The sequence below is a fragment of the Streptomyces sp. 8N706 genome, assembly GCF_052245415.1.
GTDB lineage: Bacteria > Actinomycetota > Actinomycetes > Streptomycetales > Streptomycetaceae > Streptomyces.
In genome coordinates this window covers 23,526-33,972 of record NZ_JBQQBW010000076.1, presented here as the reverse complement: position 1 = coordinate 33,972, position 10,447 = coordinate 23,526, and the positions used below count along the sequence as shown (strand labels likewise).

Annotated in this window: 9 protein-coding genes; 3 read left to right on the top strand and 6 right to left on the bottom strand. The window is 67.8% G+C overall.

What is annotated here, in order from left to right; genetic code table 11:
• The coding region (locus tag ACTWQE_RS24270) for a serine hydrolase (RefSeq protein ID WP_443331151.1) at nucleotides 1–431 on the bottom strand (431 nt) is incomplete at its 3' end.
• Complete coding sequence (locus ACTWQE_RS24265) at nucleotides 428–1,387, bottom strand: LysR family transcriptional regulator (RefSeq protein ID WP_443331154.1); 960 nt, start codon at nucleotides 1,385–1,387, stop codon at nucleotides 428–430. The genes ACTWQE_RS24265 and ACTWQE_RS24270, both read right to left, overlap by 4 nt.
• Before the next feature lie 110 nt (nucleotides 1,388–1,497).
• Between ACTWQE_RS24265 and bla the strand changes: the two genes are divergently transcribed.
• Both bla and ACTWQE_RS24255 read left to right on the top strand, forming a co-directional pair.
• Complete coding sequence (gene bla / locus ACTWQE_RS24260; protein WP_443331150.1) at nucleotides 1,498–2,442, top strand: class A beta-lactamase; 945 nt, start codon at nucleotides 1,498–1,500, stop codon at nucleotides 2,440–2,442.
• A gap of 199 nt (nucleotides 2,443–2,641) precedes the next feature.
• Entirely contained in the window at nucleotides 2,642–3,025 is a 384-nt protein-coding gene (locus tag ACTWQE_RS24255; RefSeq protein WP_443331149.1) for a hypothetical protein, read from the top strand.
• A 531-nt stretch (nucleotides 3,026–3,556) separates the two neighbouring features.
• On the opposite strand, the gene ACTWQE_RS24250 is transcribed toward ACTWQE_RS24255, so the two are convergent.
• Both ACTWQE_RS24250 and ACTWQE_RS24245 read right to left on the bottom strand, forming a co-directional pair.
• A complete protein-coding gene (locus ACTWQE_RS24250; RefSeq protein ID WP_443331148.1) occupies nucleotides 3,557–4,366 on the bottom strand; it encodes a hypothetical protein in 810 nt (269 codons plus the stop codon).
• 183 nt (nucleotides 4,367–4,549) lie between these two features.
• Complete coding sequence (locus tag ACTWQE_RS24245) at nucleotides 4,550–6,274, bottom strand: serine/threonine-protein kinase (RefSeq protein ID WP_443331147.1); 1,725 nt, start codon at nucleotides 6,272–6,274, stop codon at nucleotides 4,550–4,552.
• 555 nt (nucleotides 6,275–6,829) lie between these two features.
• Between ACTWQE_RS24245 and ACTWQE_RS24240 the strand changes: the two genes are divergently transcribed.
• Nucleotides 6,830–7,480, top strand: coding sequence for a formylglycine-generating enzyme family protein (locus tag ACTWQE_RS24240; protein ID WP_443331153.1), 651 nt, complete (start codon nucleotides 6,830–6,832; stop codon nucleotides 7,478–7,480).
• 406 nt (nucleotides 7,481–7,886) lie between these two features.
• Here ACTWQE_RS24240 and ACTWQE_RS24235 read toward each other — a convergent pair whose 3' ends face one another.
• Complete coding sequence (locus tag ACTWQE_RS24235) at nucleotides 7,887–9,338, bottom strand: hypothetical protein (RefSeq protein WP_443331146.1); 1,452 nt, start codon at nucleotides 9,336–9,338, stop codon at nucleotides 7,887–7,889.
• 380 nt (nucleotides 9,339–9,718) lie between these two features.
• A complete protein-coding gene (locus tag ACTWQE_RS24230; protein WP_443331145.1) occupies nucleotides 9,719–10,249 on the bottom strand; it encodes a GNAT family N-acetyltransferase in 531 nt (176 codons plus the stop codon).
• Nucleotides 10,250–10,447: the final 198 nt, after the last annotated feature.

Below are 10,447 nucleotides of genomic sequence, written 5' to 3'. Positions count from 1 at the left end.
CGCATGCTGTGCCGGACGGTGATGCCGCGGAGGCCGAGCTCGTGGAGGATGTCGGCGACCTGGGTGGGCGGGGTGAGGTCGAACAGCGCGTCGGCGGCCGTTCCGTCACTCACACAGGTGCTCAGGTAGAGCAAGTCGTCGATCGCGATCCGGGTGGGGTGCTGGAATCGGCTCAGCCCGGTGGGGCCGGGCGTGGTGATCCGCCCGGGTTGCACATCGAGCATCGTCGCTCCATTGAGCTCGCCCCGTCGGATGCGCTCTGCCGTCGCCAGCGCGAGCGGGATCTTGACGAGGGAAGCGGCAGGCAGCTGTGTGTCCGGCTCGATCCCCAGCTCTTCTCCCGTGTGCAGATCCCGCACGAGCAGGCAGCCGTACAGGCCGCCGTCGTGCAGCTGCCGGCGCATCTCGCGAAGCAGTGCCTCGGTGCTCACGCCGCCGCCCCTCCCGCGGTGCCCGCCTGGGTGCCTGCGCCGAGGCAGCGGGCGATGACGTCGCCCAGGCGCGCTTCGATGTGCTGTGGATTGCCGTCCGCGGCGGCGGCGAGGGCGAACCCCCGGCTGAGCGTGATCTCACCGATGGGCCGCCAGTTCAGGGCGAGTTCCTCGGCCTGTGCGGGGGAGCACAGCAGCAGGTCGCGTGTGCAGAGGACTTCTGCCGCGGCGGTCGTCAGATCGGCCGCGGCGACGAGCTGTGCGGGCCGCAGGCCAACCGCGTCGCGCAGTCGCGTCAGCGGGTCGCGGATGTGCGGTACGTCATCTTCCGGTTGGATCCAGATACGGCAGGCAGGGCCGGCGGAGGCTCGTCCGATCCGCAGCGTTTCGAGGTAGACGCGCTTCATGCCGGGATCCTGGGCGCCGGCAAGCCCGAGCGGCACGGACCACGTCGCCTCGTCCGGGGGCACCGCGAGCAAGGCAGCATGCACCTGCTGGGAGTGGATGAGCTCCCTGCGCTGCGTCGGCGCCGCGACGCGGAGATCGAGGGTGACGCCGTGCCCTCGTGCCTCGGCGACGAGGCGGGCGAGACCGACCGTGGAGCAGATGCCGGGCACCGTGAGCCGCCATGGCTTGTGCTTGGCGGCTTCTGCCTCGTGCAGCAGCACATCGGCCGCCTGCACGAGCTGCCTGGCCGCCGGCAGCATGTCGCGGCCAAAGGGTGTAAGGACGGCACGCCGCGACGTGCGCTCGAACAACTGCTCACCGAAACGTTCCTCCAGAGCGGCGACGCGACGGCTGGCCACCGACTGAGACATCCGGGCAGCTGCCGCTCCGACGGTGAAACTGCCGTGCTCGCTGACGCTGACGAACGCACGACACGCTCCCACCAGATCCACAGCCTGCACTCTATGCCGGATCGGCATGAAACAGCGCGGGAGCGTATTGGACCGCATGGTCACCCGAAGGTGAGGGTGGTCGGGCACTCATGACCACACACCGGGATGGAGCCGTGTCACTCCATCCCGTATGCCCCCCTGTGCGGGGCACCCGGGAGGTTTCGACCATGCAGCACACCCGTGCCCGACGCGCCGTTCTTGGTGCGCTTGCCACGCTCGCCCTCGTCCCGCTTGCGGCCTGCGGCCAAGGCGCTTCCCCGGCCTCGTCGTCGCCGTCCACCGCGACGACGAGCCCGAGTGCGACGACGAGCCCGAGTGCGGCGGCGAAGCCGTTCGCCCGCGAGTTCAAGGATCTTGAGCGCAAGTTCGACGCACGGCTGGGTGTCTACGCCGTCGACACCGGCACCGGGCGGGAGGTGGCCTACAACGATGGCGAGCGGTTTGCCTACGCCTCCACGTTCAAGGCGTTGGCCGCCGGTGCCGCGCTGCGAAAGTACTCCCTGAGCGGGATGGACCGGATGATCAAGTACTCCAGGAACGATCTGGTCGCCAACTCTCCCGTGACCGAAAAGCACGTCAAGACCGGGATGAGCGTCGGACAGCTGTGTGACGCCGCCGTCCGCTACAGCGACAACACCGCGGCCAACCTGCTCCTCGAGGAGCTCGGCGGACCCAAGCGCCTCGAGGCCGTACTCAAGGGGATCGGCGACGACGTCACCCGGATGGAGCGACGTGAGCCCGAGCTGAGCCGATGGGCCCCGGGCGATACCCGGGATACGAGCACGCCGCGGGCGCTGGCCAGAGATCTGCGCGCGTTCGTTCTCGGAGACGTCCTCGGCAAGGGCGAACGTGCACAGCTCACGACATGGCTGCAGACCAACACCACCGGAGCCGAGCTCATCAGGGCCGGGATGCCCAACGGCTGGGTAGTAGGCGACAAGACCGGAAGCGGCAGTGCCTACGGTGCCCGCAACGACATCGCCGTGGTGTGGCCCCCGGATACTGCCCCCATCGTCATGGCCATCATGTCGAACCGCAGCAAAGAAGAGGCCGACTACGACAACAAACTGATCGCGGAGGCGGCATCCGTGGTCGCCGGCACGCTGTCGTAGCAGGAGGCATGCGCTGCAGGCGCGTGCGTCGGCGACCGAGCGCTCCGAACCGGCCGGCGCCGCGTCACCGCGTGTCGCGGCTTGCGCAGCTGGGTTACGGACCAAGCTCAGCGGCCGCCCGTTTCCGGCACGGAACCATCGAACGGACCTTGAGCGTCTCTCCCTCCCGGCGGGCAGGAAGCGGCAAGGGTTGAGGGCTGTGGCAGAGACCGGTGTGAAGGGCGATCGTGGCCAGCGGGCGAGGGGCGGCCTCTGGATACCCGGCGTGGTGAATCTCGCCCTTGGCGTACCAGCCATGATCCCGCTCTACCTCACGTGGTGGTTGCTGGCCGAGTACCTGCCGATGGACTGCCACAGCGCGGATGACCTGGCTCGCGCCGGACTCGCCAACTGCAACTACCACACTCTCGATCATGCGGGTCCCGTGATGTTCCTGCTGACGGTGACAGGGCTGTTCATGCTGGTGTTGGTCCTCATCGTGGACCTGCTCCTGCCGCTGCGGCGTGGTGACCGGCTTGGCACGTGGCTCGGCACGGCCGTACTGATACCGGTCCCGTTCATGGTGTGCATGGCACTGGTCTGAGGTTGGTGCTTCTTGTTCCTCAGGTCCGACGTCGAACACGGCTCGAACCCGAGCAGCGTTTTCGCAGTACAGCGGATGCGAAAGCGGCCTTCGACTGATCCTGTGCTATGTCACACGGCAGACCAACAGCGCGAAGGCCGTTGGTCACGAGTGTGGGGGCCCAGCGCGTCCTGCGGGATGCGTTTACGGAAGTGTCACGCTTCCGGTCGGAGTTGTACGAGTGTCTGAGCGCGGGGCTCCACGCCACGGTCGGCGGCGCACTCGTCTGCTCCGGCGGACCGCCTGTCCAGCGGGGCTGTCGGAGAAGCGGTGGCGCGGACGGTCTTGCCAGGCACACCCCACTGACCAGGACGTCGATGATCGCTGCGAACACTGCCCCGTTATTGATGATGGCGCTTCCGCTGCCCTGCGGGCGCATCCTGTCCGTCGGCAGCAACTCACCACAGGACACGCTCCCGTCATGTTGTCGCGGCTGAGCACACTGCGTCGACGGGAGCTGCGTACGTCCAGGTGTTCCTGAGCCCGCTGGGTTCAGCGGCAGGTATAGGTGAAGGAGACGGACACGGTATGCGGGGTGGGCGAGGTGATGAGCAACTGTGCCGTCGCGTCGTCGGTCCCCTTGCCGTGGAAGGTCCACAGCAATCGAAGGCGGGTCTCGTGCTGCCCTTTGCTGAGCCGTTTTTCAAGCGGTCCTGATGAGGTGCCGTCGCTGCGGTTCCACTGATAAGTGATCGTGCCCGGTTGTCCGTTGGTGCTGGCCACGGCGATTACTTCCGCGGTCTTGTCGCAGGTGAGGGTCGCGTTGGTGTGCGCTGCCACCTCAGTGATCCGCATGTCCGGGGTGTCCTGTGGCCAGAGCAAGTAGATCACCACTACGGTCAGCACCGCCGCCGCCAGACGGTACCGTCGCAACCAGTGCAGACGGCCGTGGCGTTCGCTGTGGTCGTTGCCCGGCAGAGTGCCGTGCCAGACCTCGGCTGCGGTGTCGCCGACTCCCAAGGGCGGGACGCCTGGGCCGAAGCGGAACACACCGGACTCGTGTGCCGTGGGAGCGGCCCCGGTGGGTGGTGGCATACTCTCAGGCTGTACCTCGGCGGGGCCCGATTGGCTGCTGGACCAATGGGCGTCGAGAGCGGTGGCACTGTAGGCATCGTCGTCGGCGTTTCCGCGCTGGGCGGGAGGGTGCGCCCGTACGGTTTCTTGCAGGTCAGGGTCGGACACGGTCGGTTGCAGGTCCGGATCAAGCACAGTTGATTGCAGATCCGGGTCAGGCACGGTTGGTTGCAGGTCCGAGTCCGGTAAGTGCCACAGCAATCCTGAGTCCTCGGAACGGTCCGTCATTCCAGACCTCGCATCTGCAACATGTCCTCTCCCGCGTCTGCCTTATAGAAGATCAGCTTTACTCGGCTCCGTTGTTGATCACTCTGCTGATGGCTGCCTGATCGTCTCCTGTCCGGGCCATGACTCATCAGGGCCAGTGCCAGGCCGGTGTTGTCCATCCCGGCCTGGCATCGGTGATCTTGGTCACCCGGGGTCGACTACCGACGGCGGAACCCCTTGCCGCGGAGTCACCGGCGACGGTCCATGGGATCCGGTGGCCGTCCCGGAACCCTTCTCACCGCCGCCGGAACCCGTGCCAGTCCCGGACTCCGTAGGTGTCCCGGAACCCTCGTGACCACCACCGGAACCCGTACCGGCCCCGGACTCCGTAGGTGTCCCGGAACCCTCGTGACCCCCACCCGAACCCGTACCGGCCCCGGACTCCGTAGGTGTCCCGGAACCCTCGTGACCCCCACCCGAACCCGTACCGGCCCCGGACTCCGTAGGTGTCCCGGAACCCTCGTGACCCCCACCCGAACCCGTACCAGACCCAGACTCCGAAGGTGCCCCAGAACCCCCCTCACCACCAGCCGAACCGGACTCGGTAGGTGTCCCGGAACCCTCGTGACCCCCACCCGAACCCGTACCAGACCCGGACTCCGAAGGTGCCCCAGAACCCTCGTCACCACCACCCGAACCCGTCTGTGACGGCCTTTCAGGAGTGGTGGTGCCGGCCGACGCTGAGGGCCGAGGTGTCTTGGTGTTGTCCTGCGGCCCGCTGCCCTGACCTGCATTGTCTGTGGAGGTGTTCTCCTCCCGCGGGGTATCCGTCCTCGCCGATGGACCGCCGGAGCCGTCGCGCGGGTCGAGGGTGGTGATGGCTTGTGTGTGGCCCCCTGCCTGTTCCGCGTGAGCCTCTTCCTGTCCGGCCCAGACTCCTGGCATCAGGCCCACGAGGGCTGCTATCCCCAGCGCAGCCGCTCCGGCGATCAGGTCGCCTCGCTTGCCGAGCTGAGTGCGGCGGCTTCCAGGTAGCACGGTGAGGGCCAGGTCCGCGGAAGCACCTACCGGGGTCGTGTTGAGGCGTGAGAAGGCCAGGGGCAGCAGGGCCGCCAGCGCGGCCAGGCGGCTCTGGCCGCGCTCTTCCCAGTCCGGTCCGTACGCGGTCCCGGCGACCTGTTCCAACTGTTGAAGGAACGCCGTGGCGTTCTGGGGTCGCTGGGCTGGGTCCTTGGCCATGCCGAGCCATACCAAGCTGCGCACCGCTTCTGGTACGTGGTCCATCGGCACCGGCGCGGTGACGTGCTGCACGAGGAGTTCCCACCGGTTCTCGCCGTTGAATGGGCGTACCCCGGTCAGGCACTCGTAGAAGGTCACGGTCGCGGCATAGACATCAGTAGCCGCGGTGGTGGCCCCCTTTTCCCACTGCTCAGGGGCCATGTACGCCGGTGTGCCGAAGCCGCAGTGTTCGCCGGTACGCGCGGCGATACCGAAGTCCGCCAGCTTGGACTGGCCTTCCCTGGTGACCAGCACGTTTTCGGGCTTGTAGTCCCGGTGCACCACGCCCACGCCGTGAGCGGCGGCCAAGCCCAGGAGAGAACCTTTGAGTACGACGAGTGCGGCCTCGGGTCCGGTCGGGCCCTCCTGGCGCAGCAGCGCGCGCAGGGCCGCGCCGGCAATCAGCTCCATGACGATGGCGGCACCCTGCGGCGCTTCGACATATTCGTACAGGTGCGTCACATGAGGTGAGTTCAGACTGCTGAGGAGCTTGGCCTCTGTCTGGAAAGCAGTGCGAAATGCAGTGCTCGTGCACAGTTCTTCATTGAGGTACTTGATCGCGACATACCGGCCGGTCGCAGCGTGCAAAGCGATCACGACCCGGCCGTTGCCTCCCCTGCCCAACTCCTTGACGTTGGTGTAGCCGGGCACGGCCCATTCGTCAGCATGCCGTCCGGATGTCGAGTGAGCGGAATCTTTTCGTCCTGTCATTACTCCCCCTGTGATCACGATGACCACGAGCACTTCTCAAAGAAGCACCCCAGGGAATTATGTCAGCTGAGCTCGTGCTGAAACGGTCCTGATGCAGTAACAGTATTTTGCCGAACCCGCCTCGGGTACGGCTCCAGCAGCACCGAACGGGCACCGCTGCAGGCACTGCGCACGTAACCAGCACGTCAGCACGGGAGCGGCAGCCACGACGCCCTGTCGCAGGATCGGGATGCCGGCCCCGCCGCCAGCGACCCATCCCCCCAGCCTGCCGAGCTGATAAGCCACGGATGGTGGGGCTGGGCAGGCCGACACTGCGGTCGATCTCCCGCTCTGCGCCGCCGTGACGTACTGCTCGGTATCGTCACTTGTTCGAGAGACATGAAGCATGAGCCGCCCGCCGGGCTGCTGACAGGTCGTAGCGGAGGTCTGATGCGCTGGAGCAGAGGAGCTGCCTTGAGCCCTGAACCGACACTCCCCCAGGCGATCGCCGAGGGCATGAGGGGCATACCTGCCGGGGAGATCGTCCTGCGGGACGAGGGCACGAAGAGGAACTGGAAGGTCGAGGTCGCGGCCTTCCGACTGGCGCCGTATCCCGTGACCCGCGAGCTGTACCGCGCCGTTCGGGGCGAGGTGCCCGCGAGTTCGGCGGGGCCGCTGACACCGGTGACCGAGGTCTCCTGGAAGGAGTCAGTTCGGTTCTGCAACCTTCTCTCGCAAGCGACGGGACTCGAACCCTGCTACTCGATAGGCGACGACCCCGACGGGCAAGACGTGGTCTGCGACTGGGCAGCCGACGGCTATCGCCTCCCGTCCGAGGCGGAGTGGGAGTACGCATGCAGGGCCGGGACCCTCGGTGCGCGCTATGGAGAGCTGGACGAGATCGCCTGGTATCGCGGGAACTCCGGCAGCGAGGTGCACGACGTCGCGACCAAGGCACCGAATGCGTGGGGCCTTTACGACATGCTCGGCAACGTATGGGAGTGGTGCTGGGATCTCTACGATCGCAGCGTCTATGGCCCATACCGCGTATTCCGTGGCGGAGGTGGATATGATCCGCCCCGAGGATGCCGGGCGTCGTGCCGTCGCAAGAGTCACCCGACCTTCCGCATCGACGACCTCGGATTCCGGCTCGCCCGATCGCGGTGAGCGGTGGATACGCAACGCGTCCAGTCGATCCAAGCGTTCTGGGGCACCTCATCGGCCGGCAAGTAGTTCAATAACCGTCCAATGCCGTTGTCAAGGTCCGGATTCCTGCCTCAGTCACCAGTAGTAAGGCAGCCACGGGGCCCCATGTGCGCCTGCCTCATCGCCCGTTGGGCTGAACGAGGCGAAGCGGCTGGTGCTGGACGCCTACGGGACCACGGTCGGGGCCGGCGTACGCTCCGGAACACCCGCCGCCCCGGCCTCGTCAAGCGGCTGGCACGAGGCCACCGCCAGTGCCGCCGCGAGGCACCCGAGCGCCGCCCTTCTCCTCGCCGCGGTCCGCCTCGGGTTCATGGGCCCGATCATGTGCCACGGTATCCGGGCTCCCCGGCCTTCCGCGCAAAAGCGTTCACGTCTTCAGCAGACCCAGCTCCCGCAGCCCGTAATGGCGGATGCCGTCGGTGCGCAGCCCGTCCGCGCCGCCACGGAACACCCAGAAGCCGCCGCGCTGGTAGGCCGGGCCGGTGAACGCGGCGCCGGTCAGCAGGTCGGTGCAGCCATCCCGCTCGCCGTCGAGGAGCTGCAGGGTGCCGCCGAACTCGGTCCTGGCGGCCGCACCCGGGAGATTCTTGTCGTTGTGCGAGATGCGCTGCAGGGAGAGCATCCGGGCGCCGTCCTTCGTCGCCTCGATCTCCGACACCAGGAGCTTCCGCGTGGTGCCGTACGTACCGGTCCCGAGGGTGGACACGGCCTCGGCTCGGCCGTCGCCGGTGATGTCGCCGGTGACCATGGACGCTCCGAGGGCGTCGACATGCAGGCGCTGGATGCCGGGGCGGAATCCGTCCGGGCCGCCGCGCAGCATGAGCCGGCCACCGCCCTCCGGGCTGGGGCCGGGCAGGGTGTCCGGGTAGCCGTCCGCGTCGTAGTCCGTGCCGGTCTCGAGGCCCGCGCTGTACTTCCCGGGGGGTGACTTGCCCTCCACCATGCCGTCCTCGGTGGTGCCGCGGAACCAGCGCAGGGGATGGTGGATGCCGCCCGAGTCGTCGTCCTCGGGGTCGTCCGTCTCCGTGGTGAGCAGCAGGTCGGTGCGGCCGTCGGCGTCGATGTCGGCGGGGCGCAGCGAGGAGTAGTAGCTGAGGCCGGGGGCGGTGCCTCGTACGGTGACGGTGCCGGTCGAGGCGGGGCGGCCGTCCGAGCCGAACGGGCCGTAGAGGATCTGGCCGATCGAACCCGGTACCTTCCCCGCGACCGGGGCGAGCACATCGGCCCGGTCGTCGCCGTTGAAGTCGCCGATCGCGGTGGGCGGGGACTCGGTGTGGGCGGAGCCCGCCGGGTAGGGGACGGCGATCGGCTGGGCGCTCAGCCCGCTCGGGCCGCCCCGGAAGAGAACCATCGATCGGGTGTACTTGTCGGCGTACTCATTCTTGGGGATCCGCTGCTCGGCGAGGACGTCGCTATAACTGTCGGCGTCCAGGTCGGCGGTGTAGGTGTAGGCGAAACCCTCCTTCCACTTGCTGCCGGAGCCCGGCGGGACCACACCGTCGGCCAGCGGGCGGCCGGTGGGACGCAGTCCGCCCTTGCCGCCCATGAAGACAGCGAGCGGGCCGATCCCGCCGTGGCTCAGCACGGCGGGCGGAGTGCCCTCGACCGTGTCCGGCTCACCGAGCACCACATCCACCGCATCGGGGTAGCCGTCGTTGTCGAAGTCCGCCGGACGGTCCCAACTCTTCGGGGCATGTCGGGGCTTGGCGGCACCCGGTGGGCATCCGGCGCCGGAACTGCCCACATCGCCGTCGGTACCGCAGGAGGAGACGGTCAACACGAGTGCGGCGCCCACGAATGCCGCTCTGATCGATCTCATGCGGGCCGATTATGCGCCACGTCCCGATCATCCGACGGGCCGTCGCCGCAACCGGTGGGCCGGCGTGACGTGCCGCCACTCCCGCAGAGGCCGTGCCCACCGCCTCTGGCCGATGGCCGATGGCCTTGGGGAACCGCCTGGAGTGCGGGGAGGGCTCAGCTGCGAGCGGGACCTCGCCCCGTACGTTTGAATCGTGCGTACCGCGCTGTGGACCTGCATCGACCTCCATGCCTCCTCTCCCTTGCTCATGGTGGCTCGGCTCGTTGTGGCTGAACACGTCAGTTGGCCCGTGAGCGCGCCTGAGTTGGCCGCTTCCGCGCTCGAACATTGATGTTGGTGAGGGCGGCCGAGCGGGGACGGTGCTCACCGGAGGGCGTCGATCACATGGGGAGCGAGCGCAGGCGTACCGCTCCATCAGGCCAGTTGGCACCGTTGTGCAGTGGTGTCCACATGGTCCGCAGCGGCATGATCACGAGGCCCCCGGATTGTTCGACGTGGACGTCCTGGTCAAGCGTTCGCCAGCCGAGCCGCTGGTAGAGGGGGACGAGGGGTGGTCGGCAGAAGAGAAGCCCGTTCTGCGGTCCCATCGTCCGGGCGTGGTCCAGGGCCGCTGTGACGACCAACCGTGCCAGCCCGCGTCCCCGCAGATCAGGCGCAACGGCCACCCCGCCCACGCCCACCACTTCTGTGTCGAGCCCGCCGATCGATATGGGCAGTCGCAGCAGACCGGCGTGTGCCACGAGTCGGCCTTCCTGCCTGATACCGAAGTGGTCGTCCTTGGGCAGCCACGTCAAGCCGGCGTCGGCGACGCCGAAGGGGTCGGCACTGTCGCCCAGGATTTCGCTCTGCTCAGTCTTCGTGTACCGCTTGAGCCGCACCGTGGTCGGCGAGGCGGAAAGGTGATAGGTCATCTCGGCATGATCCCGTGCCGGGTCGGCCCCCGGCCAGCTGAAGCACGCAGGACTGCTCTTCAGTTCGGCTCATCGGACGGCGGGCAGGCTGGGCCCGACGTCGAGCCGGTGGGCGCCTGCGGTGACGGCATTTCGTTGGTGCCCAGGGAAGTGCACGGGTTCCGGGAATCCTGGAGGGTGCTTGGTCGGGAACCGGAG